23 protein-coding genes are annotated in these 26207 nt (G+C 66.8%); 8 read left to right on the forward strand and 15 right to left on the reverse strand.

The window, feature by feature from the left end; translation table 11 throughout:
• The first annotated feature begins 81 nt into the window (after positions 1–81).
• The 3 genes from clpB (at position 82) to P8R42_26555 (ending at position 3935) form a co-directional block, all read left to right on the forward strand.
• Positions 82–2712, forward strand: a complete 2631-nt coding sequence (gene clpB / locus P8R42_26545) for an ATP-dependent chaperone ClpB (protein MDG2308152.1) — start codon at positions 82–84, stop codon at positions 2710–2712.
• A gap of 80 nt (positions 2713–2792) precedes the next feature.
• Entirely contained in the window at positions 2793–3371 is a 579-nt protein-coding gene (locus P8R42_26550) for a TetR/AcrR family transcriptional regulator (GenBank protein ID MDG2308153.1), read from the forward strand.
• Positions 3372–3485: 114 nt separating this feature from the next.
• Positions 3486–3935 (forward strand): hypothetical protein, encoded by a 450-nt coding sequence (locus tag P8R42_26555; protein ID MDG2308154.1) that lies wholly within the window; start codon positions 3486–3488, stop codon positions 3933–3935.
• A 38-nt stretch (positions 3936–3973) separates the two neighbouring features.
• Here the strand turns inward: P8R42_26555 and P8R42_26560 are convergent, their stop codons facing one another.
• The 4 genes from P8R42_26560 to P8R42_26575 all read right to left on the reverse strand — a co-directional run bounded on the left by P8R42_26560 (position 3974) and on the right by P8R42_26575 (position 7108).
• A complete protein-coding gene (locus P8R42_26560) occupies positions 3974–4678 on the reverse strand; it encodes a CDP-diacylglycerol O-phosphatidyltransferase (GenBank protein ID MDG2308155.1) in 705 nt (234 codons plus the stop codon).
• Positions 4675–5088, reverse strand: coding sequence for a VOC family protein (locus tag P8R42_26565; GenBank protein ID MDG2308156.1), 414 nt, complete (start codon positions 5086–5088; stop codon positions 4675–4677). The genes P8R42_26560 and P8R42_26565 overlap by 4 nt, the downstream gene beginning before the upstream one ends.
• 110 nt (positions 5089–5198) lie before the next feature.
• A complete protein-coding gene (locus tag P8R42_26570) occupies positions 5199–6875 on the reverse strand; it encodes a hypothetical protein (GenBank protein MDG2308157.1) in 1677 nt (558 codons plus the stop codon).
• Entirely contained in the window at positions 6872–7108 is a 237-nt protein-coding gene (locus P8R42_26575) for an acyl carrier protein (GenBank protein MDG2308158.1), read from the reverse strand. Before P8R42_26575 ends, P8R42_26570 begins: the two co-directional genes overlap by 4 nt.
• A gap of 79 nt (positions 7109–7187) precedes the next feature.
• On the opposite strand from P8R42_26575, the gene P8R42_26580 reads away from it, so the two are divergent.
• Positions 7188–7508, forward strand: a complete 321-nt coding sequence (locus P8R42_26580; GenBank protein ID MDG2308159.1) for a hypothetical protein — start codon at positions 7188–7190, stop codon at positions 7506–7508.
• On the opposite strand, the gene P8R42_26585 is transcribed toward P8R42_26580, so the two are convergent.
• The 4 genes from P8R42_26585 to P8R42_26600 all read right to left on the reverse strand — a co-directional run bounded on the left by P8R42_26585 (position 7505) and on the right by P8R42_26600 (position 13278).
• The gene (locus P8R42_26585) at positions 7505–9778 is read right to left on the reverse strand and encodes a UvrD-helicase domain-containing protein (protein MDG2308160.1); all 2274 of its coding nucleotides are present in this window, start codon (positions 9776–9778) and stop codon (positions 7505–7507) included. The genes P8R42_26580 and P8R42_26585 overlap by 4 nt on opposite strands.
• A 55-nt stretch (positions 9779–9833) precedes the next feature.
• Positions 9834–11033, reverse strand: a complete 1200-nt coding sequence (locus P8R42_26590) for a glycosyltransferase family 4 protein (protein ID MDG2308161.1) — start codon at positions 11031–11033, stop codon at positions 9834–9836.
• Positions 11034–11036: 3 nt separating this feature from the next.
• On the reverse strand, positions 11037–12047 hold the full coding sequence (locus P8R42_26595) for a glycosyltransferase (protein MDG2308162.1): 1011 nt from the start codon (positions 12045–12047) through the stop codon (positions 11037–11039).
• 76 nt (positions 12048–12123) lie between these two features.
• On the reverse strand, positions 12124–13278 hold the full coding sequence (locus tag P8R42_26600; protein ID MDG2308163.1) for a class I SAM-dependent methyltransferase: 1155 nt from the start codon (positions 13276–13278) through the stop codon (positions 12124–12126).
• 85 nt (positions 13279–13363) lie between these two features.
• On the opposite strand from P8R42_26600, the gene P8R42_26605 reads away from it, so the two are divergent.
• Positions 13364–14017 (forward strand): RlmE family RNA methyltransferase, encoded by a 654-nt coding sequence (locus P8R42_26605; protein ID MDG2308164.1) that lies wholly within the window; start codon positions 13364–13366, stop codon positions 14015–14017.
• A gap of 1 nt (position 14018) precedes the next feature.
• Positions 14019–15998, forward strand: a complete 1980-nt coding sequence (locus P8R42_26610) for a hypothetical protein (GenBank protein ID MDG2308165.1) — start codon at positions 14019–14021, stop codon at positions 15996–15998.
• Positions 15999–16011: 13 nt separating this feature from the next.
• Here P8R42_26610 and P8R42_26615 read toward each other — a convergent pair whose 3' ends face one another.
• The 6 genes from P8R42_26615 to P8R42_26640 are packed head-to-tail and all read right to left on the reverse strand — an operon-like array spanning position 16012 to position 20800.
• Positions 16012–18384: an endonuclease MutS2 gene (locus P8R42_26615; GenBank protein MDG2308166.1), complete on the reverse strand. Its 2373-nt coding sequence runs from the start codon at positions 18382–18384 to the stop codon at positions 16012–16014.
• 21 nt (positions 18385–18405) lie between these two features.
• Positions 18406–18891, reverse strand: a complete 486-nt coding sequence (locus P8R42_26620; GenBank protein ID MDG2308167.1) for a molybdenum cofactor biosynthesis protein MoaE — start codon at positions 18889–18891, stop codon at positions 18406–18408.
• Positions 18888–19133, reverse strand: coding sequence for a molybdopterin converting factor subunit 1 (gene moaD, locus P8R42_26625; protein ID MDG2308168.1), 246 nt, complete (start codon positions 19131–19133; stop codon positions 18888–18890). The genes P8R42_26620 and moaD overlap by 4 nt, the downstream gene beginning before the upstream one ends.
• Positions 19130–19663, reverse strand: coding sequence for a MogA/MoaB family molybdenum cofactor biosynthesis protein (locus P8R42_26630; GenBank protein ID MDG2308169.1), 534 nt, complete (start codon positions 19661–19663; stop codon positions 19130–19132). The genes moaD and P8R42_26630 overlap by 4 nt, the downstream gene beginning before the upstream one ends.
• Positions 19664–19673: 10 nt before the next feature.
• Positions 19674–20600, reverse strand: a complete 927-nt coding sequence (locus tag P8R42_26635) for a cobalamin-binding protein (GenBank protein MDG2308170.1) — start codon at positions 20598–20600, stop codon at positions 19674–19676.
• Complete coding sequence (locus tag P8R42_26640; protein MDG2308171.1) at positions 20597–20800, reverse strand: cytoplasmic protein; 204 nt, start codon at positions 20798–20800, stop codon at positions 20597–20599. The genes P8R42_26635 and P8R42_26640 overlap by 4 nt, the downstream gene beginning before the upstream one ends.
• Before the next feature lie 216 nt (positions 20801–21016).
• Here P8R42_26640 and P8R42_26645 point away from each other — a divergent pair, with 216 nt between their 5' ends.
• Positions 21017–22255 (forward strand): cytochrome P450, encoded by a 1239-nt coding sequence (locus P8R42_26645; GenBank protein ID MDG2308172.1) that lies wholly within the window; start codon positions 21017–21019, stop codon positions 22253–22255.
• A gap of 65 nt (positions 22256–22320) precedes the next feature.
• The gene (gene miaB, locus P8R42_26650; protein ID MDG2308173.1) at positions 22321–23637 is read left to right on the forward strand and encodes a tRNA (N6-isopentenyl adenosine(37)-C2)-methylthiotransferase MiaB; all 1317 of its coding nucleotides are present in this window, start codon (positions 22321–22323) and stop codon (positions 23635–23637) included.
• A gap of 105 nt (positions 23638–23742) precedes the next feature.
• Here the strand turns inward: miaB and P8R42_26655 are convergent, their stop codons facing one another.
• On the reverse strand, positions 23743–26163 hold the full coding sequence (locus P8R42_26655; GenBank protein MDG2308174.1) for a hypothetical protein: 2421 nt from the start codon (positions 26161–26163) through the stop codon (positions 23743–23745).
• Between the last annotated feature and the right edge of the window lie 44 nt (positions 26164–26207).

The raw sequence follows: 26207 nt of genomic DNA on the forward strand, positions 1-26207 counted from the left end.
GCTTGCCGATCGCTGAATCGTGCCTATGGTTCTCTAGGTCCGGGACGATAAAAGCCCGGCCGAAAAGGAGAATTTACGCGTATGGATCTGCAGCGCCTGACCGAGAAATCGCAGGAAGCACTTCGTTCCGCCCAGGGACTCGCCAGCCGGCGAGGTCACCAGGGAGTGGACGTCGAGCATCTTCTCGCGGCTCTTCTCGAGGACGAAGGCGGGCTCGCGGGTCGCGTATTGCACAAAGCAGGCACCGACGAGAAGAACCTTCGCGGGTCCCTGGAGCGTGCACTCGAGAAGCTGCCGCAGGTGAGTGGCTCCGGCCACAACCCGGAGCAAGTCTTCCTGACCCAGCGCCTGGCCCGGCTCCTCGACAAGGCGGAGACGGAAGCGAAGGGTCTCAAAGACGAGTACGTGAGTGTCGAGCACGTGCTTCTCGCCATGATGGACGACGGCGGAACCGCCGGCGATCTGTTGACGGCCAGAGGGCTCGACCGCGCGAGCCTCCTCCAGGCTTTGCAGAACGTTCGCGGGAACCAGCGCGTGACGAGCCAGAACCCCGAAGCGACTTACGAGTCGCTGGAGAAGTTCGGTCGCGATCTGACCACGCTCGCCGAGACCGGGAAGCTCGATCCGGTAATCGGTCGTGACGAGGAGATCCGACGCGTCGTGCAGGTGATCTCGCGCCGCACGAAGAACAACCCGGTCCTGATCGGTGAGCCCGGGGTCGGCAAGACGGCGATCGCCGAAGGACTGGCGCAGCGAATCGCGAGCGGTGACGTTCCGGAGGGGCTGAAGGGCCGGCGGGTCGTGGCGCTCGACATGGGGGCCCTCGTGGCCGGCGCGAAGTTCCGCGGCGAGTTCGAGGAGCGCTTGAAGGCGGTTCTGAAGGAGGTGCAGTCCTCCGAAGGAGAGATCATTCTCTTCATCGACGAGCTGCACACGGTCGTAGGCGCCGGCGCGGCCGAGGGCGCGATGGACGCGTCGAATCTTCTGAAGCCCCTCCTCGCTCGCGGTGAGCTGCACTGCATCGGTGCGACGACACTCAACGAGTACCGCAAGTACATCGAGAAGGACGCCGCTCTCGAACGGCGTTTCCAACCCGTCCTCGTGAACCAGCCGTCGGTCGAGGATACGATCTCGATCCTGCGCGGCCTTCGCGAGCGCTACGAGGTGCACCACAAGGTGCGCATCAAGGACGCGGCGCTGGTGAACGCGGCGACGCTGTCCAACCGCTACATCACCGACCGGTTTCTCCCCGACAAGGCGATCGACCTCGTCGACGAAGCCGCGGCGCGCCTGCGCACCGAGATCGACTCGATGCCGGCGGAGCTCGACGAGGTCGCACGGCGCGTCCTTCAGCTCGAGATCGAGCGCGAGGCTCTGCGCAAGGAGACCGATCAGGCCTCGCGTGATCGCCTCGAGCGCCTCGAGAAGGAACTCGCGGACCTCAAGGAGGAAGAGACCTCCCTTCGTGCGCAGTGGGAGACCGAGAAACAGGCGCTCGGTGGAGTCGCAGAGCATCAGAAGAAGCTCGAGGCGGCCCGGATGGAGCTCGACAAGGTCTCGCGGCCGGGGGTGGAGTATGACCCGGCGAAGGCGAGTGAGCTGCAGTACAGCGTCATTCCGGGGCTGGAGAAGCAGATCGAGGAAGGCGAGTGCTCCGAGAACGGCGGTGCCCGTCTGATCAAGGATCACGTCGACGGCGAGGACATCGCCGACGTCGTCGCTCGCTGGACCGGCGTGCCTGTCTCGAAGCTGATGGAAGGCGAGGCGCAGAAGCTCCTGAACCTGGAATCACACCTGCACGAGCGGGTCGTGGGTCAGGACGAAGCCGTCGTCGCGGTTGCCGACGCGGTAGTCCGCGCGCGTTCCGGGCTGGGGGATCCGCAGCGGCCCGTGGGATCGTTCCTGTTCCTCGGTCCGACCGGAGTCGGAAAGACCGAGCTCGCGCGAGCACTCGCGGCGTTCCTGTTCGACGACGAACAGGCGATGGTTCGAATCGACATGTCCGAGTACATGGAGAAGCATTCCGTGTCGCGATTGGTCGGTGCTCCTCCGGGATACGTCGGCTACGACGAGGGCGGTCAGCTCACGGAGGCAGTGCGACGCCGTCCGTTCTCGGTTGTGCTCTTCGACGAGATCGAGAAAGCGCACCCCGATGTCTTCAACGCGCTGCTTCAAATCCTGGACGACGGTCGTCTGACCGACGGTCAGGGTCGCACCGTCGACTTCAAGAACGTGGTCATCATCATGACCTCGAACGTCGGGAGCGAGTTGATCCTGTCGCATGGCCCGGCCATGTCCGATCGCAATTCGCCGGGCTACGCCGGAATGAAGGAAGACGTTCTGAACGCCCTGCGTTCGACCTTCCGCCCGGAGTTCCTGAACCGGGTTGACGACATCGTCGTGTTCCACGGGCTCAAGCCCGAGGATTTGGAGCGCATCGTGGAGATCCAGCTCGATCGGATCCGCGGGCGGCTGGCCGATCGTCAGATCGTGCTGGAACTCACCCCGGGGGCGGTGACGCATCTCGCTGAAGTCGGGTACGACCCCATCTACGGGGCGAGACCGCTCAAGCGTCTCTTGCAGCGAGAGATCGAAACCCAGTTGGCGCGGCGGATTCTCGCTGGTGAGGTGACCGACCGTTCGACGGTCAAGGTCGAATGGAACGGATCCGAGCTGCAGTTCGGTTCCAAGCCACTCGTGGCGGCTGCTTAGGCGTTTGCACAGCTGGCGGATCCCCTTGGATTGACAGGCGCTAACCCGAGGCACTATCAAGAGAATCCGTCAGGAGCAGCATGGACGCGCGCAGCAAGATCCTTGAGACGGCATCGCGACTCTTCGCCACACACGGCTACGACAGCACATCCTTGTCGCTCGTCGCGAAGGACGCCAGCGTCAGTAAAGCGCTGATCTTCTGGCACTTCGAGAACAAGGAGAGCCTCTATGAGGCGGTCCTGGAGAGGACCATCGAGCCGTACCGGATCGAACCGGAACGGATCGCCGGGCAGAGCGTTCCGGATCAGGTAGAGCACCTCATCGACCTGTACTTCGAGTTCGTGACCGAGAACGTTCACTCGGTTCGTTTCTTCCTGAGCCTGTTCCTGCGCGACGACAAGCGGCCGGACGACTTCTTCGCACACGTTCTCGATCTCTACCGCCACTACCGCGGGCTTCTCGCCGGCGCACTGCGTGCAGGTCAGGAAGCGGGAACGCTCACCCGGGACATGAATGTCGACGCACACTCGGCTCTGATCCTGAGCAGTCTGAACGGCATCCTCGTGCAGGCGCTCACCGGCGAGAAGGACGTCGCCTCGCCCGAGCGTCTGGTGCAGGAGCTCAAGTCCAGTTTGGTTGACAGGCTCCGGGTGCAGTGAGACCTTGACGCCGCGGTGAGTCCGCGTGCGTCAAGATCCAGTGCAGATCCGATGCGCGAGTGGGTGCGTCGGATGGCCGACCAAGCTCATCAAAAGGCTGAGGACCGCCCTCGTGTGCCACGCCGGTTGAACCGCGAGAAGGCGTTGTTCGCGCAGCGCGCGCAGCACGTGAAGAACCTCTTCCAACGCCTGGAGATGCTCTGCCAGTCGGTCAACAAAGAGGCCACCGGCACGCCGATCACCGCGCAGCGGACGCTGAAGTCCAAGAACCTCGGCGGCATCGACGTCCCGGACAACGGGCGTCTCGTCTTGAAGTTCCTCGAGCGGCGGATCGAGGTGGTGATCAACCCACTGCAGAGCGTGGGTGGCCGCCCCGCACCCATCGGTGAGGTCGCCACCGCATCGGTAATTCTCTATGACGCCGACGATCCGAGCGGGGCCGACTGTTACGACATGGTGCTCCGCGAAGACGGCTGGCACCGGCGCACCGAGAGCGGCAAAGTCGGTGCCCCTGCTCTTGCCGAGAAGGACCTGAAGCGCCTGATCGAGTGGCTCCTTCTCTGATCCGCGCCGCCGGCGGTCTGAGTTTCGGAACGAGGACTCTAGCCCGGGTCTTTGCCGGTCGCCTGCATGTAGAACGAGAGGCCGGTGTAGTAGGCGGGGTAGAAGAGCGATGCCGCGGCGAGGCCGGTCGCCTTCTCGGGCAACGCCGCTAGCGTCATCAGTCCTAGTACGGCCCATACGACGCCGAGCCCGATCGTCAGCGGCCGCAGGAACACCGTGCGGGATGGGTACACGAACCGCAGGGGCGCGAACACGAGAACCGCGAGTACGCCGGTGACGACGGCGCCCGTCCCGGGGCCGACGTCGAAGACGTAGAGGTAGAACGCGATGATGTTCCAGTAGCTCGGGAAGCCGGTGAAAAAGTGATCGGGCGTCTTCGCGTCGGCGTGACAGAACCGATAGGCGGACGCGAGCAGAGCGGCGCCCCCCGTCAAGTATCCGAACGGTCCCGCGAGGAGTCCGATCTGTAGCATTAGGAAGACCGGAACCACGACGAAGTTCAGGTAGTCGACGATGTCGTCGAGCTCGGCGCCGTTGTATTCCGGCACGACCTCCTTCACTCCTACGAACCGCGCGAGTGCTCCGTCGCTCGCGTCGATCGCAATCGCTGCGCAGAGCCAGAGGAAGGCCTCCTGGATGTCCCCACGAGCACCCGCGAGAAGTGCGAGGAGCCCGATGATCGAACCCAGCGCCGTGTAGAGATGAACGGCCCAGCCGGCGAGGCGACGCCCGCTCGTGATCATCTCGCCACCTCAATGGGGGAGATCGTCGGTTCGAACAGGATCTGCACGCTGTTGCCGTCGGGGTCGGCCACGTAGCAGGAGACGCTGTCGTCGCGGTGCGTCTTGGTACCCTGCAGGATCGTGACCCCCGCCTGTTCGAGCGCCGCCTCGGCCTCGCCGACTTCCGGGGCGGACCCGACGAGGATTCCGAGATGGTCTAGGGGGCCCCCGTCGCGTGAGACCGCGTCGGCGCGGTGCAGCGCGAGACTGTCGCACCCGGAACTCAGGTAGACGTTCTCCGGATCGGGCTGCCAGACCACCGAGAACCCGAGCATGTCGCAGTAGAACCACAGGGCGCGATCGAGATTGCACACCCGCAGGGCCAGGTGACGCATTCCGAGGCTCTTCAGTGCGGGCTTCGTCGCGGACATCGGCGATGGTCTCTATAGCACGGATCGGCCGGGGTGGGATTGGGGCGGTCGAGCAACATTTCCTGCACCAGTAAGCGCGCCCGCGCCGTCCTTCCGCGATTTCGATAGCGTTAGTAAGGCCAGACGCGAACGACGCTGCCGTTTTCCGGCGAGGCGATCACCACCGACCCATCGGATCCGATCGCGATCGGGACCGGCAGCGGTCGGCCGCCTCGTTTCGTCCGGAGGGCGAGGCCCTCCACGACCCGGTGTTCTGTCCCGTCCCTCGAACGCATGAGGAGCGTGCCTTTGCGCTCCTCGGCGATGTACAGCGGCTTTCCGCGCGCCGTCGTGAGACCCGCCGGCCCCGCGAGTTCGCTCGCGACGACGGTAGGCGCTTCGTCGGGTCGGATGCGCAGCACTCGGCCGCCGTCTGGCTCCGCCGCGAGGATCCGCTCGCCGCGCGTCGCGAGCGCGACCGGTGACATCAGCCCGCTGGCCAGGGTGTAGGGCACGGCACCAAGCCCGAGTCGCACGACCCGTCCGGCCCCGGTCTCGGCGATCACGAGGTCGCCCCCGAGTGTGCGCAAGACACTGGTCGGCCAGTCGAGCCCGGACGCGATGCGCGTCGCCTCACCCCGCCGGAGGTCGACCTGTAGGAGCTCGCCCTCTTGGGGTGCGGTGATCCAAACGATCCCGGGAAGGCCGCCGGCGAGGCCCACCGGCGGGGGCATGCCGTCGAATCGGGCGAGGACGAGGAGTTCGATCTTCCCGTCGCGGATGCGCTTGATCGACGCCCGGTCCGCCACGATTAGATCCTGGCCGTCGAAGATGATCCCACCGGGCAGCACGAGGCCGCTCGGGACCAGCATACGGCTCGCACTCGGCCAGGGTTTGAACGCACGCAGAGAACCCGTGGCCTCGTTCGAGAGAACGACGGTTTCACCGCAGACAACGAAGTCGGCTATCCCCGGCGGAAGGCTCGCCAGCGACAGCCCCTGCTTCCCGGCCTCGGGCAGGGTTCGGATTTTGCCGCTCCCCGACTCGAGAACGATCCGTGCACCATCGGGCGCGCGTCCGGTCGCGGCTGGGATGTCGATCCCCTCTGCGAGCACGGTGGTCGCCTTGGTGCGTGGATCGATCGCCACGACCTTGCCGTTCTCGCGCAGCGGGACGAGCAGGGTGCCGTCGTCGTCCTGACTCAGGCGACCCGGGCAACCGAGACTCGTGGCGAGGACCTCGAGGAGGCTGCCGTCGCCTGCGTCGAGTCGCAGGAGCCGCCCCCCTCGCGCGCACTCCGCCGCGATCAGGTCGCCGCTCTGCGCCACGATGATTCCGCGGAGATCGGAGAGCCCGGGGCCGATACGGTCCCAGCGGGTTCCGCCCGGCTGCCGCCGCCAAACGCCGCCGGCCTCGGCGGTCGCGACGTAAAGGACACCGTGCTCGTCGAAGGCGAGATCGGTCGGATGCCGGAAGCCGTGCGGAGTACCGATCCGACCCACGGTCCCGTCCGCGCGAACCGACGAAAGCCGGTCGACGAGCGGCTCTGCGACGTAAATCTGGCTCTCGTGACACGCGAGCCCGCCGGCGCCCCGCAACGGAGAAGCCGGAATCACCGTCTCCAGGCGGCGTGTCCCCGTCGCGCGAACCGACCGGGACGTATCGGTCGCGATGCCGACACCGAGCCTGGAACGCGCCTGCGAAAGCTCCTCGTCGAGGGTCTTCCGATCGGAACTCGCTCCCGCGCAGGCCCAGACTGTGGCAACTGCTGCGGCGAGGGCCCAGCACCGGGCCGAGCTTCGGCTCACCGGGCCGGAGAGCGTTCGACGATGGCCAGGATATCGTTCAGGGATTTCGCCGAGCCCAGGTCGTCGCTCGGGACGCGGATGTCGAATTCCTCATCCAACGCGGACGCGATTTCGACCAGGGACAGCGAATCGAGCTGCGCCACGTCGTTCAGTTGGGTCTCGGGCTCGATGCGCTCGGGCGGGACCCGAAGCACCTCGGCTACCAGATTTCGGGCTCTATCGAGGTTGCTCACGACTTTTCTCCTGGGAGGGAGGTTGGCATCAACTTCCCAGCCCTGATACTTTTCGGGATGTAGCGGATCAGGGGGACGGATGAAACTCGGACGAACAGTGGTGGTGGCAGGATTGCTCGTGGCTCTTTCGGCTTTGCCGGCAAGCGCCGTTGACGATTATGACGACTCGCAGTCCAATCCCTTGCGGTTGGCGGCCTATCTGGTTCACCCGATCGGCTTTCTCGCCGAGTGGTTGGTGACGCGTCCCTTCCATCGCATCGTCTCGCAGGACGATCTCGCGTCCGTCTTCGGTCACACCCCGCACGAAGGATTCGACTACGAGACCTACACCGAAGGTCTGAGCACCGGTGTCACGTACGAGCTTCCCTACACGCCGATCCGCGAACCTACCGCCCGCTAGACCCCTTCCATCCCTTCGACGGTCAGCGGGGCGAAGCGCGCGATCAGCTTTTTGATTCCGGCGCGTTCGAACTGGACCGTGAGCTTGGTGCCCTCGCCGGTGCCTTCTTTGCGGCGGACCACACCGGCCCCGAACTTGGGGTGACGGACGCGCGTTCCGACGCGTAGCGGGACGTCGGCCTCGTCGCCGCCGAACTCCTGGCTCACGCTGTAGTCGATCCGCGGCTCGTCGTCGTTCTCGGGTTCCGGTTCGTCCGAGCCGGTTTCGGCAACGCGTCCGAGGTCTTCCAGGCGACGAGCGGCGTCGGCGCCCGGCCCATCATCGTCCCACGTGCCGACGCGCTTGAGCAGATCTCGCGGGATTTCGCGCAGGAATCGGGACGGAGGATTCCGTTGGCTCTGTCCCTGAAGCATCCGGAAGCGAGCGCGGGAGAGGTGCAGGTGCTCGCGGGCGCGAGTCATGCCGACGTAACAGAGGCGGCGTTCCTCCTCGACCGTCCCGTCGTCAATCGCGCGCGCGTGCGGGAAGACGTGCTCCTCCATGCCGACCAGGTGGACCACCGGGAACTCGAGTCCCTTCGAGTTGTGAAGGGTCATGAGGCTGATCGCGCCACCGCTCTCGCCGACGGCATCGAGGCCGGAGACCAGCGCGGCGCGTTCGAGGAAGGCGTCGATCGCGGTGAGCCCGTCGGGGAGGGCGCCCATGTCGTCGACCTCGCGTGCGGCGCCGACGAGCTCCTCCAAGTTGTCGGCGCGCGTAATCGCTTCCTCGGACCCTTCGGCCTGGAGGCGCGCGAGTAGGCCGGTCTCGTGGATCACCGCCGTCACGATGTCGCCGAGGCTCGAATTTTGTGTGAGCGACCGGAGTCTCGCGATCATCTGCCAGAAGTCGGCGGCGCGCGTGGCGCTCGCCCGCGCGAGCTTGATCGCATCCGGATTCTCGACGAGGCGACTCAACATCACACCGATCGAGACGCCATCGGCTTGTGCCGCCCCGGTGAGCGCCTTTACGGTCGTCGCGCCGATTCCACGCGTCGGAACGTTGATGATGCGCGTGAGGCTCACGTCGTCGTCGGGGTTCACCAGCAGGCGCAGGTACGCGAGGATGTCCTTCACTTCCTTGCGGTCGTAGAAGCGCACCCCGCCGACGAGGACGTAGCGGAGTCCCTGCCGCACGAACTCTTCTTCGAGAACGCGTGACTGCGCGTTCGTGCGGTAGAAGACAGCGACCGAACTGAGCGCGCGCCCGCGGAGGACTTCTCCACTCACGTCGTTCGTGACCCAGCGGGCCTCCGCCCGATCGTCGTTGAAGACCGCGAGGGTCACCTTCTCGCCCTCGCCGTTCTCGGTCCACAGCCGTTTCCCGTGCCGGCCGGCGTTGCGTTCGATCACCGCGCTGGCGGCGGCTAGGATGTTCCCCGTGGAGCGATAGTTTTGTTCGAGTCGGATGATGTGCGCGTCGGGGTGGTCGCGTTCGAACTCGAGGATCGCGCGGACCGTCGCACCGCGGAAACCGTAGATTGACTGATCGTCGTCGCCAACGACACAGAGGTCGCCGGTGCGGCCGGCGATCGCGTCGATCAGGAGATACTGCGCGTGGTTGATGTCCTGGTACTCGTCTACGAGCACGTGGCGATAGCGCCGTCGAAATGTCTGACGGAGATCGTCGTTCTCGGTGAGGAGACGGACCATCGCGGTGATCAGGCTCCCGAAGTCGAGGGCCCCGGCGCGTTCCAGAAGCTCCTCGTACCGGCGCGCTGCCAGGAGGGTTCCCTCGCCGCGGAACCCGTCGCCGGTCGGGCTCTGCGTTCGGAGATCCTGAGCGTGGTTCTTGCTGCGGTCGAGGAACGATCGCAGCATCCGCGGTGACACGAGATCCTCAGGAACTTCGACTTCCTGGAGGGCGCGTCGACACAGGGCGAGGCTGTCGGCGTCATCGTAGATCGCAAAGGAGTTCGGAAGGCCAAGAAGGCCTGCGTAGCGCCGGAGCCAGCGCGCGCAGGTCGAATGGAATGTACCCACGGTGAGCCCGCCGAGGTCGCCGCCGAGGAGGTGCTCGATCCGCGCGCGCATCTCGCGCGCGGCTTTGTTGGTGAAGGTGACCGCGAGAATCTCGTCGGGCTGCGCGCGTTCGGTGTCGACGAGGTGCGCGATCCGGTGGGTGAGGACCCGGGTCTTGCCGCTTCCGGCTCCGGCGAGAACGAGTAGTGGTCCGTCGGCGTAGGTCACCGCTTCTAGTTGCGGTTCGTTCAGTTCACCGAGGTTGATCACCGATCGGCAGAGACTAGCCGACCCGGACGAAAAGGGAACCCGTCAGTGCGGTGCACTAGGTGGGAAACTCCGTGAGCAGGCGGCGCTCGTAGGAGCCGAGACTGTACTCGCGTTCAACGTACGCGCGCCCGCCCGCCCCGAGCCGTTCGCGAAGGTCGGCGGACGTGAGCAGCATCCGCACCGCGGCCGCGAACTCCGCGCCATCCCGAACCCACAGGCCGGCTTCGCCGTCTCGACAGTGATCGACCATGACTTCGGACCGCGCGTTCACGAGGAGGCTGGTTCGCACAGCCATCGACTCGAGCAACACGATGCCGAGACTCTCGAAGGGGGAGGGGTGCACGAACGCGAGCGCGCGCGTCATGAGGTCGAGCTTCTCGACTTCGGACACGAAACCCCGGAGCTCCAGGCCGGGCAGGTCCGGGAGAGACATCGAAGGCTCCCCGATCAGGACCAGTCGAGGCGGGTCTGGCTCGACCCGCCGGAGTGCCTCGTACCAGCCGAGGAGCTCTCCGATGCCCTTCTGCGTGTCGATCCGGCCGGCGTACAGGAGGAACGGCGATGCGTCGGGCGTCGCGGCCGGATCCGGAGGGATCGCGACGCCGTACCCGAGCAGTCGCGCGGTTGGGGTGTGCTGGGGATAGAGCCTCGAGACGAGCCGGATCTCTGCTTTGGTGGAACAGAGGAGCGTCGCCCGGGCGAGCCGGCGCCCCAACACCGGTAGATACGCGGGTGGCTCGTCGTGGAGTGTAGGGACGACGCGCGCCTTCTCGGGGTCGACCGCGAGAAGGCCGTCGTACGTCGTCGGGTACAGGTAGGTCACAAAGAGGACACGATCGAACTCGCCCCGGCGCAGGGTCTCGAGGAGTTCCGGGGCAACGGGGCCCTGTCCCCGGATGAACTCCTCCTGCAGCGCGTCGGGCCACGCGCGCACGCGCTCTTCGAACGCCTTTCGGGTGTCGGCCTCGAGACGCGCGAAGTCGCTGGGGTCGAATCCTTCGTGCAGGAGGCCACTCACCGCAGACCAGCCGCGGGTGCGTCCTTGAGTCACGGGAAAGCGCTGGACCCGCACTCCGTCGATGGTGCTCTCGCCCGCCGGGTAGACGGCAGACCAGGTGTGGTAATCGCCCGCGGTCGTGGTGAGGACTTCGACCTCGTGATGCTTGGCGAGGATCCCGGCCATGAGGGCGGCGTGGCGCTCCGCTCCGCCCAGCAGGTCTGCGCCGTACCTCTGCACTACGATCTTGATCCGCACCGCTCAGATCTCCGCGAGCGCTCGCCGGAGCGAGGTTCGGATGGCGCCTTCGGAGAAGGAGTCAGCGACTCGTTCTCGCTGGGCTGTGACGAGGCGTTCGCGAAGCGTGGCGTCTTCGAGCACGCGATGGACGGCCGCGGCGACGACCTCATCTGCGTCGTCGATCACCATCCCGCTCTCGCCGAGTGTCGTGGCCACTCCCGGCTCTTGCGTTGCCACGATCGGCACGCCGAACTGCGTTGCCTCGATCAGCGGGACGCAGAACCCCTCGTGTTCGGAACAGCACAAGAACAGAGACGCGGTCAGATAGGCGGCCTTGAGCTCGGCTTGGCTCACCGTCCCACAGAACTCGACGCAGTCCGGGTCGGCGCCGCGCGCGCGGTCGAGCTCGACCCGCCCGGTCCATCGATGAAGACGGGGATCCGCGCCACCGACGATTCGCAGAGGCAGAGGGCGACCGTAGAGCTCGCGGTACACGGCCGCGATCCGAAGCAGGCGCCGGTGGCCCTTGTGCGGGGCGATGCGTCCGACGAAGAGAACGGAAGGGCGTCTCTGCCAACGCCGAATCGCGTCCTCGTCGGGAACGAGGTCCGTCATTTCGTGCGCGCGGTGAAACGGGGGTACGATGCGAACGCGCTCCGGAGCGGCACCGGCCTGGCACAGGTCGTCGCTGTTGCGCGGAGACGCCGCCAGGAAACCGGCGATGCGTCGGTCGCGCGCCAGGCGGCGCCGTTGCGCGATGCCCTGCCCGGCGGCGTCGACGAACTCGTCGCTCACCCCAGAGAAGAACTCCGGCGGGGTCACGTTGTGATCGCGGACCACGACCGGACCGGTCGCACGCTCGAGTAGCGCCATACCTTCGTCCCACCGCGCACCGCAGTGGTAGATCGTGACCGGATGTTTGCTCGCAAGGAACCTGCGCGCCGCGGGCAGCCCCTGCGCGCCGTGGTCCGATGAATCCGATCCGGCGAAGAGACGCGCATCCCAGCCATCGATGCGGAGTGCTTCGGTCATGCCGAGGGCGTCGTTGCTCGTCGCATCGGCGCAGGACAGCGATGCGACGAGGATCGCCGCGCTCCGGGTGGTCCTTCTACGCGCGGCCGATGACGGCATAGTCCTGTGGGCCGAATACGACGTCGTTCAGGACGGCCGCGTTGCGCGCGTCGGGGCCGCCGCCCGGCGGCAGTTCCATCCGTTTTTCGGGTTCGACCTCGCCCGAGTAGACCACTTCCGAATCCGTGAAGCCTGCCTCGGTGACGAGGAACCGGAGTGTCAGCGGATGAAGAGCCTGGCGATGCGTCGGATCGATCGTCCAGCTTCGCGAGAAAACGATGAGGCTCGCGAGGTTCACGGTCTCCGCGAGGAACACCCCGCCGGGCCGAAGCTTGCGCTTTGCGAGCTGCAGTAATCGGAGCACGACGGGCAGCGAGAGGTGCTCGACGACCTGCAGCGAGACGACTCCGCCCAGCGAGTCGTCCGGGCAGGCTTCGAGCGCGGCGATGAGGTCGCCCCGGGACGCGTCGAGACCGGCCGCGCGGGCGCGTTCGACCGCCCCTGCTGACTGGTCGATGCCCCGGGCTTCCACCCCGTTCTCCCGCAGGAGGCGCAGGAAGGAGCCGTCTCCGCAGCCCAGGTCCACGACGGGTCCGGCGCTCGCGTCGGGGAAGAACCGCAGATACGGGCGCTGTGATTCCGAGATCTTCGCCGGGCTTCCGCGAAACGCTTCCTCGAACCGCTCGTAGTCGAAGCCCACTTCGCCCGCGGCCGCCACGCCCCGGTCTCGTGCGAGGGCGTCTTCGATCGCGAGGATCCGGCGTTCTAACGCTGACAGCCGCTCCTCGACCCGGGTGGTGCTGGTACCGACCGCGGCCCCGATCTCACCAAGTCGTTCGACAAGGGCGCGATCGAAGGTCGTCTGTTGATCCCAGATGGGTGTCAGGAGGCGGACCAGCAGGCGTTTCAGCCCGAGAACGGGGGCGCCGAGCAGGGCTCGGTGGGAGTGGATACTCCCACCGCGTGGGTCCGCGAGGGCCCGCAATTCGGCGAGGGCACAGGGCAGGTCCCGCAGAAGGAGAGTCGAGCCCGCGGCGGAATCTCCCGCCCCGTCGGAGTCGTTTTCGGGGTGTAGGGGTTCGAGCGGCGCGACGGCGCTCGGCCCGAGTTTCGCGCGCAGTTCTGCCGCCTCGCTCCGCAGTTCTGCGACCAGCGCCTCGATATCCAAGCTCTGCTGGCCTCCTTGGCCCACCGTGGGCGCTCCTAACACGGATCCGTGGGCGACCCAACGGCCGGAATACTCGCAATCCCCGCTACTTGCGAAGCCGGGAAGGCGCGTGCCACGCTTCTCGTCCGGGTTCTGTGAGGTGGCGTACAATCGAAAGGACGCGGCGTACCGCCGGGCGAAGCAGGAGGGGTATCGGTCGCGAGCGGCGTACAAGCTGATCGAGCTCGATCGGCGCTTCAAGCTGTTCCGCCACGGATACCGCGTGGTGGATCTGGGCTGCTGGCCCGGGGCGTGGCTGCAGTACGCCTCGGAGAAGACCGGCCCTTCGGGCCGCGTCGTCGGCGTGGATCTCGCGGAATCCGACCCGATCGGCGGGAAGAACGTTCGGATTCTGGTGGGGGATGTGGCCGATCCGGCCGTCGGTGCTCAAGTTTTCGAGGAACTCGGGGGCCCCGCGGACGTGGTCCTGTCGGATTTGGCCCCGAAGCTCAGTGGGGTGAAGCCCGCAGATGCTGTGCGGCATGCGGACCTCGTGCGCGTCGCGATCGAGCGCGCTCGCGGGTGGCTTCAGCCCGACGGCGCGCTCATTGTGAAGCTCTTCATGGACGCGGAATATCAGGGCCTTATTTCCGAGTTGCGGAGGACGTTCAAGGCTGTACGCTCAGTGAAGCCGGACTCGACCCGGCAGGGCTCGTCCGAGCTCTATACCTGTGCCCGAGGCCTGCGGGGCGACGGAAAAAGCTCCGCCGGCAGTGAGAACTGACGTGGGACAGCGGGTTCCAAATTTCAGCAAGATGCGAGTTTGCCGAGGCCTGATCCTGGCCCTGGTCGTTGCCGGGTTGGGCCTTCTCACAGGCGCGCGTCCGGCGGATGCGGACGTGGTCAACAACCTCATCCTCATCGAGGATGACGGCACCATCCTGGAACCGGCCGATCCGCTGCCGCTGGGGGGGCATCGGGTCGTCCTCACGCCCGCCGCGGGCGGATACACCTCACGCGTCGAACCGGGTGTGGTTCCGGCTGCGCTCGGCGCACGGCTCGCTCTGGGTGCGCCGGACGAACCGGCCCACGTGCCTCTCGTCCGGCCCGTCTCGATGTACGGGCAGTTCCATCAAGATCTTTTCATTCACCCGCACGGCGCCATCAGTTTCGGCGCGCCTCTGCCCGAGGGCGCCGGCGCCTGGGCGACCGACTCCGCGGATTGGCTCGCCGGGCTCGTCGCTGGGCCGCCGGTCCTCGCCGTTCTGTGGAACGAGCTGCGGCCGAACGAGGGCTCGACGCCCGGAGCCGGCGTCTACATTGCAGAGCTTCCCGACCGCGTGGTCGTCACCTGGGCTCGGGTGCCCTCGGCGCGTCCGGCCGGCCAGCCGAACACGTTCCGAGCGGTGCTTCATCGAAACGGGTTCATCGAGCTCGAGTATCCCCGCGTTTCCACCGGCTGGGGCATCGTCGGTCTGTCTCCGGGCAGCGACCGCGTCGGCACCGACATCGTCGACCTCGTAACCGAGCCCGACATCCTGCCGGGCCGCGCGCTGTTTTCCTGGTACCGCGACCGGCCGCGCCTGAACGAGGTCGCGCTGGCCCGACGCGTCTACACCGAAGCGCCCGACCGGTTCGACTTCCTCGCCGTGTTCACCGATCGCGTCGTCGAAGGCTCGCACCTTGTGGGTAGCGTTACCGTTGCGAACGACGTGCAGGGCATCGGCATGCCGATCTTCGATCACGCCCAGGTGTTTGGGAGCCGGAAGCTCGAGCACATCGTGCTCATGAATTCCCTGTCGTTCTACGACGACGATCCAACCAAATCCCCCCGCATTCCAAGCTATGCGTACTCGCCCTCGACGCTTGCCGTTCTCGGTCACGAGCTCGGTCACCGCTGGCTCGCCCAGGCAGGCGAGCCGCTGGTCGCGCCCGGTCGGCGAGGGCATTGGAACTACTTCCTCGACAGTGGCGGGTCGTTCATGGGCGGCAGCAGCCTCACCGAGAACGCCGACGGCACCTTCACGACCGACGAGGTGATGTCGCGGTTCGGTGCCCTCGACCAGTACCTGATGGGAATACGCCCGGCGGACGAGGTCGACGATTTTTTCGTGGTGGAGCGCCCCTGGGGGGTCGACGAGACGGCCAGTGCGGCTCCTTCGGCCGGCTTGACCTTCGCGGGCGAGCGGCGCGATCTCAGCGTGGACGACGTGATCGAGCAGCTCGGTGAACGCACGCCGATCGAGGACGGGGTTCGAACCTTCCAGATGGGCTTTGTCCTCGTCGTACCGCAGGGGGTTGCTCCGGCGCAGGCCGACGTGAACAAGCTGCAGCGGGTACGGCGTGGATTCGGTCCGTACTTCCGAGCAGCCACCGATGGCCGCGCGCGTGTGCGCACCTGGATGCCCCGCGGCACGTTCGCGCAGGCCGCCCCGATCCCCGCGCCGCTGCCTCGCAACCCGTTCATTCTAGGCGTCGACTTCCGTGCCGCGGACGACGGGACGACGGTTGCCTCGGTCGACTTCCTCGACGTCGGTGGCGACCTGCTCGAACTCGAGCTCTCCACGGACGCGAGCATCGGCGTGCCGCCTTCGAGCATCGACCTCGCACCGGCGGCCTTTGGAAATCTTCGCGGCACCGTTTCCTTCGCGCTCCGACACATTCCGGCGGGAGCGACCGAGATTCACCTGGCCCTCGTCGACTCGACGGGGCTGCGCAGCGAAACGTACGCGGTCCCGATCCCCGAAAGCATGTCCGAGACCTGAGCGGGCCTCGGGTCTAGCGCAAGTGGACGATGGTCGCGCCGGATCCGCCGGCGTTCCCTTCGGCTTCTTCGAAGCGCACGACGTAGGGTGAATCGGCGAGGTACTCACGCACGGCGCTGCGCAAGGCGCCCGTGCCGTGGCCGTGGACGATTCGCACGAAGCTCCTGTCGTCCAGTGAGGCTCGATCGAGGAAGGATTCGAGCCGCTCCAGGGCCCGCACCACCCGGGCGCCGACGAGGTTGAGTTCCATCGAGGACGACGTGTCGTCGGACTCGCGTGGAGCCCGGCGGACGAAGTGGGACGGGCCGTGGGCCTTCGGGAACTTGGGCGCCGCACCCCCGAGGCGTCGGAGTTGTTTCGCGGGCACGTCGAACCGGATCGAGCCGCGCTCGATCTGAGCGCGTTCGCCGGCGATTTTCACGAGTTTGCCCCGCACGCCGTTGCCGACGATCTCGACTTCGTCCCCCACAGAGAGTGTCGTCGGGGGCGAGGAGGGCGGTCTCGGGCCCTCGTCGAACGTGGCCGCGCGGCGCTCGTCGACCCGGGCGCTCTGCTCGAGACCGGCCTGGTGCACCCGACGGGCGGCGCCCTGTGGGTCGCGTCGGGCTTCGGCGAGTAGACGGCGCCCCTCGGTCTTGAGTTCCTCGGCGAATCGCTTCGCCTCGCCGAGTTCGTCCGCCCATTTCTTCTTCTTCTTCTCGCGGAGTTCTCCCGCCAGGGTCTCGTGCTCGGTCTGGAGCTTCCGAAGCCGTTCCCTCTCGGTGGCCATCTCCGCGGCGTCGCTCTCGTACCGGCGCCGCTCGGCCTCGAGCTGCGTGACGGCGTCGCCGAGGCTCTGGGCGAGATCTCCTCGCTCTCGTTCGGCCGCCGTCAGAAGGTCTTCGGGCAGGCCGAGGCGGCGTGCCATCGCGAGTCCGAGGCTCGGCCCGATGCTGCCGTAGATCAGGCGGTAGCGAGGCGAGAAGGTGTCTGGGTCGAAGTCGACCGCGGCGACGGTCGCCCCGCCCGAGTTCAGCGCGAAGATCTTCACGGTCTGGAAGTGCGTGGTGGCAAGCACCCGCGTGCCGCGGGAAATAAGGTTCTGCAGCAGTACGCGGGCGAGTGCGGCCCCGTCTTCGGGGTCGGTTCCGGTTCCCGGTTCGTCGAGTAGAACCAAGGAGGCGGAACCGCTCGCCGACAGGATCTCTCCCAGGTTCCGGATGTGGCCCGAGAACGTCGAGAGATCGTCCGCGACGTTCTGTTGGTCGCCGATGTCCGTCCAGACGCCGTCGAAGAGCGGAAGCGCGGCCCCGGCTTCGGCGAGGATCGGAATGCCGGCCTGCGCCATCAGCGACGTGAGCCCCAGCGTCTTCAGGGCAACGCTCTTCCCGCCAGTATTGGGACCGGTGAGCACGAGCAGCTTCGTCTCGGCGTCGAGCTCGATGTCGACGGGAGTGACGGGTCGTCCAGTCAAGACCAAAAGTGGGTGGCGAGCCTTCCGCAAGAAGACCGCGTCGCCGGCCTCGCCGATGCGAGGACAGATAGCGTCGTGTTTTGCGGCGAAGCGGGCGCGGGCGGCGACGGTGTCGAGATCGACCAAGGCGCCGAAGGCCTCTTCCAACCCGTCCGCGAACTGACCCACCATCTGGGTGATCTCGGTGAGGATCCGCGCTTCTTCTTCGGCCTCCTCACGGGCGGCGATCAGGAGCCGGTTGTTGCCCTCCACGGCGAAGAGCGGCTCGACAAAGAGCGTCTCTCCCGAACTCGAACGATCCTGAACGATGCCGGGGAGATCGGATTGGGTTGCGGCGCGCACGGGTACGACGAAGCGCCCGTTGCGAACGGTGACGTACTCGTCGGCGAAAAGCCGGTCGCTCGACGACTTCCGAAACAGACGCCCGAGCCGTGCTTCGATCTCGGATCGAAGCTGCCGCAGTTCGCGACGGACCGCCCGAAGAGCGGGGCTCGCGTCATCGCGCAGGTTCCCTTCCTCGTCGAGTGTGTCCGCGAGCTTCCGACCTAGCTCGGGCATGGAGTGAAGAGAGCCGACCGATCGCATCAGAAGGGGGCGCCCCGACGCGTTCGCCCGGAGGTAGCCGCGCATGAGCCGTACCGCCGCCAGCGAGCTCGCGACCTCTAGGAGTTCCGCACCCGAGAGCCTCGCGCCGAGCGTTCGGGACTCCGAGAGGTGGTGCCGAATGTCCGGAAAATCACCCAGTGGGACCGGTTCGTCCGCCATGAGCGCGATCAGGTCGGAGACGCGGGTCAGCTCGTTGCGGACGACACTCGAGAGCCCCTCCGGCTGAAGCCCGCGACAGGCTTCTTTGCCGGCGCTCGACGCCGCGTGACGCGCGATTTCGGCGAGCAGAGTTCCGAACTCGAGGGTTTCGAGATCCTTGGCGCGCAAGGTGAATGGATCCGTCGGACGCTACTCGGAAGCCGCGCCGCCGTCCTCGTTTTTCCAGACGCCTTCTTTGCCCGCCTGGTCGCCGATCCAGATGGCGCCGCCCTCGAAGAACTCCTTCTTCCAGATCGGCACGACTTCCTTCAGGCGATCGATGGTGAACCGCGCCGCCTCGAAGGCGTCCCCCCGATGGGCGGACGATGCGGCGATGGCGACGCTGGCTTCCCCGATGGGGACGACTCCGGTCCGATGCACGACGGAGATCTTGGCAACCGGCCAACGCGTGGAGGCTTCCGCTGCAATGGACTGGAGTTCCTTCTCCGCCATTGCGGGATACGCCTCGTACTCTAGACGTTCCACGTTCCGCCCGTCGTTGTTGTCCCGGGTCATACCGACGAAGAGAACGGTGGCGCCGGCGCCGGAGTCTGCGGTCGCAGACATCAGGTCGTCGATACGGATCGGCTCGGCGGTGAGGCGAATCATGCCGGAAGTATACGCGGACGTGCTCATCGGCCGCCACTCACCGGCGGGATGAGCGCGATCTCGTCCCCGTCCTTCAACAGCTGCGTCGGCTCGCAGTATTCTTCGTTGACGGCGAGGGAAATGCGCCCGGCGTCGGCCATCGCGGGGAGGTCGCGACGCAGTTCCGCCAAGAGGTCGGCCGCCGTCGTACCGTCGGCGATGTCGTGCTCCATCGCTTTCTTGCCGGTGCGCTCGCGCAGCGAGGCGAAGAACAGAATCTGGACCTTCATGGTGCGATCAATCCGAGGATGTGTCCGAGTTCCGGGCCGATGAGCTTGTCGATCCCGAGTCGGACCGCCTTGGTCGAGCCGGGGAGGGCGAAGACGGCGGTGCGACCGGTGACGCCCCCGATCGCTCGGGACAGCATCGCCGCCGAGCCGATCTCTTCGTACGAGAGGGTTCGGAAGATCTCCCCGAACCCGTCGAGGGGCTTCTCGAGCGCCTCCTGGACGGCTTCGAAGGTCACGTCGCGTGGTGCGACGCCGGTTCCACCGGTGAGAAGAACCGCGTCGGTCACGTCGTCTGCGATGGCTTCGCGCAGGACAGCGACGATCGCCTGGCGCTCGTCCTTCACGATCTCGCGGCGCACGACGTCGTGTCCGGCCGCAAGGAGGCACTTCTTCGCGGTGGCCCCGCTCTTGTCGTCGTCCATCGTTCGGGTGTCGCTCACGGTGACGACGAGGCACCGGACGGTCCGTTTGCCGGCGGCCTTGTGTTGCTGCACGGGGTCGCCGTGCTTGTGGGAATCTCCGTGTGCCATCGGTGTTCTCTCAGCTCGTGCGCGTGATCTTGGCCCAGGCTCCGTCGGGCAGCAGGTCGGCGCAATCGCCCGGATGCAGGAGCCCCGCCAGGATCTCGGCGGACTCTACCAGACGCGGCCCCGGACGGTTGAAGTAGGCGTTTCCATCGACGGCGAAAACGCGGTCGTTGCGTACGGCGGCGAGGGAGTCCCAACGAGACTCCCTGAGGAGGTCGCGAAGCTCGGCGCTGGTTTTGGCGAGATCGAAGCCGCACGGCATCGCACACAGGACGTCGGGCGCCGCGCGCTGGAGGTCCTCGAACTCCATCCATGGGCTGTGGGCGCCGGCGCCGACGAGATCACTCGTACCCCCGGCGGCCTCCACCAATTCGGGGACCCAATTGCCCGCGGCCATCAGTGGTTCGAGCCACTCCACGCAGGCGATCCGCGTTCGCTCGAGTCGGCGCGTTCGTCGCTCGAGGCTGGCCATCCGACCTGCGAGCTCGGTGGCCATGGCCTCGCCGCGGTCCGCAATTCCCGCTGCCGTGGCCACCGTCTCGACGTCGCGCCAGACGTCGCGCAAGCGGCGCGGGCTGAGCGATACGATCTCGGCGGGGGTGCCCGTGAGTTCGCGGGTCGCACCGACGACGTCGTCGTAAGAGACCGCGCACACTTCGCATTGGTCCTGGGTGACGATGAGGTCGGGCGCGAGCTCACCGAGCAGCTCGGTGTGGATCCGGTAGACCGAGAGCCCGCCCTTCACCAGATCGGTCACGCCCTCGTGGATCTCTCGGCTCGATCCGTCGACGTCGATCTTCGGCGCGGTGACAATGGGCAGGCCGACGACATCGGACGGGAAGTCGCACTCGTGCGACACACCGACGAGGTTCTCTCGCAGGCCCAGCGCGCAGACGATCTCGGTGGCGCTGGGAAGGAGCGATACGATCCGGAGGCTCAAGAGAGCACCGATCCGCTGCTCGGCGGCGGTTCTTCGAGTTTGTCCCCGCAGGTGCTCCCGCATTGGGTGCAGAGGTACTCGTACTTGTCGCCCTCGGGCAGGCACAGGAGCAGGTGCTTTCGCACGGGCTGAGCGACCCGACACTTCGGGCAGAGCAGCAGCGAGACCTCGAGCGACTCGAAGCTGGCACGCGGGTCCATGGGCGGAACCTTACCGCCGGGGCCGGACGTGGAACAAGGTTGGGACGGGTAGGGACGTTCTTTAATCTCGTCGGCTTCTTTGATCGTAACTCTTGTCGAGCCTCGATCGTGCACAGCAGCCCGCGCCTCGCCGTTGGGTCGGCCGAGTTGCAGGGGGTCGGAGCGCCATGCTCGCTGGACTCGACGGTCCCGATGCCGGTGGCGTAGACTGCGGGGATGCGGGCACCGCTCTACTCCTCTCAGGCCGACGAGATCTTCAGCGCGGAGGCGATCGAGGATCCGCACCGGCTCTATGCGCGCCTGCGGCGGGAGGCTCCGATCGCCCGCGTCGCGGCCACCGGCGTCCACCTCGTCGCGACCCGTGATCGGATCGAGGAAGTGCTGGACCGCGAGGAGGACTTCTCGGCGAACTTGACGGGAGTCCTCATCCGGGGCGACGAGGGCCAGCCGACCACGCTGGACCTGCCCCAGAATGCCGCCACCCGCGTCATCGCGACGGCCGACGAGCCCTCCCACGCCGTGCACCGGGCGGTCTCCCAGCCGCGAATGTCGAACAGTCGTATCACCGAGCTCGAGGGTCCGATTCGGTCGTGGACGTGTGACGCCCTCGGCGCCTGGATGAAGGACGGCGGTGGCGACTTCATTCCGGTTGCGGAGCTCATCCCGGCTCGGGTCGTCGCCGAGCTTCTCGGTCTGCCCGACGGCGACGTGAGTCGGCATCGCACGTGGGCGATGATGGGCGGCGACATCCTCGCCGGCGACATTGGGCACGAGCAGCTGGCCCGGCTCACCACGGAATCGGTGGAGATGGCGAAGTATCTCGGAGAGCACTTCGAGAACGCCCGCATTTCTCCGCGACCGGAGGTCGACGCGCCCATGCTGCACGCCCTCGCACGCGGCGTGCAGGGCGGGAAGATCGCTACGGACGAAGCCGTCGGCATCGCGACGGTGATGTTCGGTGCTGGTGGAGAATCGACGGCAGCGCTGATCGGGTCGGTGGTCCGGCGCCTGGCGGAGGCACCGGAGGTCGCCGAGTCTCTGCGCGGTGATGCGAAGCTCATCCCGGTTTTCGTCGAAGAGGTCGCCCGCCTCGAGCCGCCCTTCAAGTTCCACTACCGGGCGGTTCGCCGGGAGTGTGAGCTGGGCTCCTTCTCGCTCGTCCCGGGAGACCGTCTGATGCTACTTTGGGCCTCCGCGAACCGGGATGCGGATCGGGTGGAGGATCCCGACGCGTTCCGGCTCGATCGTCGCTTTCCGCGAGATCACCTGACCTTCGGCCGCGGCGGGCACTTCTGCATCGGTGCCGGCCTGGCGCGGCTCGAAGCGCGGATCGTCTGCGAGGAGCTTCTTGCGCGGGCAGGGCACCTCGCGCTGTCGGCCGAAGCGGCTCCGGTGTACGCGAAGAGCATCTTCGTGCGTCGGCTGGAGTCGTTGCCGCTCGCTTATGGTGCCTAGGAACGCCCCGCGAACGGCCGGGGCCCGCCCCTGACGGTCCGGCGCCCGTCCGTTATACCTGGCGGATGTCCGAGCGCCCCGAAGGCACGCCGCGCAAGGTCTTTCTCGAGACCTACGGCTGTCAGATGAACGTCGCAGACTCCCAGCTGGTGGGAGGATTGCTGCAGGGCGCCGGTTACGAGCGGACGCAGGACCCCGCCGAGGCGGACGTCTTGCTCCTGAATACCTGCGCGATTCGGGAACGCGCCGAGGAGCGCGTCCTGGGCCGCCTCGGTGAGCTCCTTCAGTTCAAGCACGCTCGGCCGAGCGTTCAGCTCGGTCTTCTCGGGTGCATGGCCACGCATCTGCGTGAGCAACTGCTCGATCGGGCGCCCTACCTGGATCTGATCATCGGACCGGACGGGTACCGCGATCTTCCGATTCTTCTCGAAGAGGGCGCCGACCCCCGTGTCGACGTTCGGCTCGATCGCGACGAAACGTACGCCGATCTCATCCCCGATCATGGCCCCGGGCCGCGCGCGTGGCTCACCGTCATGCGCGGCTGCGACAAGTTCTGCACGTTCTGCGTCGTGCCGTTCACGCGCGGCCGCGAGCGCAGTCTGCCCCCCGACGCGGTCGTCGCGCAGGTCGAAGCCGCGGTCGCTGCAGGCAAGAGTGAGGTCGTTCTCCTGGGCCAGACCGTGAACGCGTACAACGCGGATGGAGCCGACTTCGGCGATCTCCTGCGCCGCACCGCCGCCGTCGATGGCCTGAAGCGCATCCGGTTCACCTCGCCTCATCCCTCGGAGGTGTCGGACTCGATGATCGACGCGCTCGCGGACGAACCGAAGGTCATGCCGTATCTCCATCTCCCGCTGCAGTCGGCGTCGAACTCGGTGCTCGAAGCGATGGCGCGCGACTACACCATCGAGCAATACCGCGAGCTGCTCGGCCGGGTTCGCGACCGCATTCCGGGCATCGCTGTCTCCACCGACGTGATCGTCGGCTTCCCTGGCGAAGACCAGAAGCACTTCGACGAGACCGCCTCGTTCCTCGATGAGGCGCGGTACGACTTCGCGTATCTTTTCAAGTACTCGCCGCGGGAAGGTACGCGTGCCCACAAGATCCCGGATACGGTGAGCGAAAAAGAGAAGGGTCGTCGCCTCACGCAGCTGATCGAGCGGCAGGAAGAGATCGGCTTCGAGAAGAACCAGGAGCAGATCGGTCGCGAGCTCGAAGTGCTCGTCGAAGGACCGGCGCGTCGCCCCCCGGGCCATGTCGTCGGCAAGAGCGAGACCTTCAAGACGACGATCTTCCGCGATCCGGGAGTAGCGCCCGGCGAGGTCGTCCGCGTCCGTGTCGACGGAGGCAGCGCGCACACCCTCCAAGCCACGGTCGTCTAGCTCCGGGGGCTTCTGCTGATTTCGGCCGGGCGCGGGAGTCGCTGCCGGGCCCCGATCGTCTAAATCAGCCCGCGTCTCGGCCGAGAGGGGCCGTTACCCCTTGTGTCAGAAGGCCTGTCGGGTTCCGAACAGGACCTGGATGTCCTGTTGATCGCGGTCGAGTCGGGTCGCCAGCTCGAGGTAGGCCGAGCCCGGGAAGAAGCCCATGAAGTCGTAGAGGAGGCTGACCCCGACCCCGCCGCCGATGGCCCAGTTCGCGGGATTCACCGCCCGTCCGGCAGCATCGTCGACGTTGCCGGCGTCGAGGAAGAGGCGAACCTGCGGGCGGCGGTACGTCAGGAAGTCCAGGAGGTTCAGGTCGAACTCGGGGTAGACCGCCTGCCTCAGCTCGAACCGCGCGAGGCCGATGTTGCGGGCGAGTTCCTGGTTGATCGAGATGCCGCGGATCGCGCGTTGGCCGCCGAGCGCGTACTGCTCCTGGATGGGAACGCCGGACGCCGAGAAGTCCTGCTCGAAACCGCCGAGAAGCTCTAGTGCTGCGAGCGTGTTCGGCGAGAAGATCTTTGTCGTGCCGCGCAAGCGCGCGCCGTAGCGTAGGAAGCTGTAGTCGCCGCCGAGCGCCGAGTCGTAGCCGTCGACGAACAGTCGGAGGTTCCGCTTCTCCGTCGGGTTGTTGAACCAATAGACGTTGGAATAGTCGTACCGGATTCCGAAGCCACCGATGCCCCCGGTGCTCCGCACGTCGGGGCGGCTATCGTCTTTGAACCCCGAGACGAGGCCCGAGATCTGGTAGAACAGCAGGACGTTGTGTCGGTAGTTGTTTGGGTCGTTTCGCGATCCGAAGTGGAAGCGCGGGCCGGTGCGGAGGCCGTACGAGCGCTCGCTGAAGTACGGCGCGAACACGATGTCCTTGGTGTAGTCGGAGCGTTTGCGCAGCAGGAACAACGCACCGAACCCAAACTGCGACGAGCTCACGTCGATGTCCGCGCTGTCGAGGATGAACTGATACTTCGACCGCTCCCGCCGCGGTCGGAGGTTCGGATCGATGCGCGCCCGGGGGCCATCCGGAACGACGGGAACGCGAGCACTCTCGAGTTCCTCGCGCACCCGGGAAGGCTGCTGTGGTGTCGATGCCTGGAGGGTCTCGGCGAAGGTCACGCACGGCCCGTCGAGTCGTCCGAGGTAGGTCTCGATGGCGGAGGTCAGCGGTTCTTCGCCGACGCTGCGGTCGAGGCGGGCGAACGACAGGCGGGCCGGGGGCGCGACCCGGGCGTAGCTGAAGACGCTCTCGCGCAGTTCGTCGTCCGTCAGCGAGTTCTCGAAGAACGCCTCCACGAACGGGATCTTCGGCGCCGATTCGAAGCGGTCTACGATGGCGAGGAAATCGAGATATCGGATCCAGTCGTGCACGCTCTGGTGGTCCGGGTCCGTCGCCGCGAGGAACCGGTCGGCGAGGTACCAGGCCACGCCTTGCTGGATCCAATTGCGCTGCCCGGGGGGCTCGCACTCCATCATACGAGGCTGCAGTAACGCGGCGTACACGGCCTGCGCGATCTGCGCGCCGTGAAAGCCGCTGAGCACGTCCTGGACGTGCATCGCCCGATCCGAGATCACGATCGGCGCGTCGCTCTGCGAGGTGAGATTCCAGCGCAGCGGGATCTGCGCAACCGTGAGGGCATCGGGCGCCGTGAGCGTGTTGGGCCTGTGGTCGAACGCGTGCAGGACCAAGGTCTGGAACCGCGTGTCCGGCTCGGGGTCCGGCCCGAGTCGATATGCGCGCGGCTCGTGGGGCTCGATGAAGCGGATCTTCGTATCGCCGCGGACGGACTCTGCGATGTCGGCGTCGAGCGGTGCGAGTAGGGCGAGGTTCCGCACGAGAGCGTGGGTCGTGCGGACGCTTCCTCCGTGCCCCGCCGGGAACACGGCGTCCCCCAGCACGAGCGCTCGATCGCTCGGGGCCTGGACGTTCGCGTCGACATTCGCGGGAGGCGGCGCCCAATCGGGGTGCCAGCCTCCATTGTCGTCGCGGGCGACGAGGTAGGGGTGCCACCCGCCGACCGCGGCGAAGCCTTGTTCGGTCACTCCGAAGGGGCCGAAGCGTTTCGGCACGTCGGTGCGGAACGCGACCACGATCTCGACCGACGTAAGCCCGCCCGCGGGAAGGTCGATCTCGAGGAGTGTCTCCTCGTCGGAACCCTGCGGCCGGTCGAGCCGGTGCGGCAATGCCTCGCCCGATGCGAGTTGCACGCCTTCGACTGTGATCCCGCCAGGGTGGAAGATCCCTCGCGGGTACACGTAGCGGCGCGTGGTGTCGTCGACTTCGGGCCCCTCTTTGCGGAACCGATTCGGGTAGAGGTGTAACAGGGCGACGTCGTCGCTGCGCTCGAACCGGATTCGTACCGTTCCCTCGATGACGCCGGCGTCGGGCTCGAGCGATGCCGCGATGTCGTAGCGGGGTGCCGCTGTCGCGACCGCGGCACCGAGGAAGACCTGCAGGAGGGCCAGGAGGAGCCGCGCGCGGTGCATCGGTCTTTCCTAGCTGGCCTCCAGCTTCTTGGAAACGGGTGGGA

It is taken from the genome of Candidatus Binatia bacterium, assembly GCA_029243485.1.
Lineage (GTDB): Bacteria > Desulfobacterota > Binatia > UBA12015 > UBA12015 > VGTG01.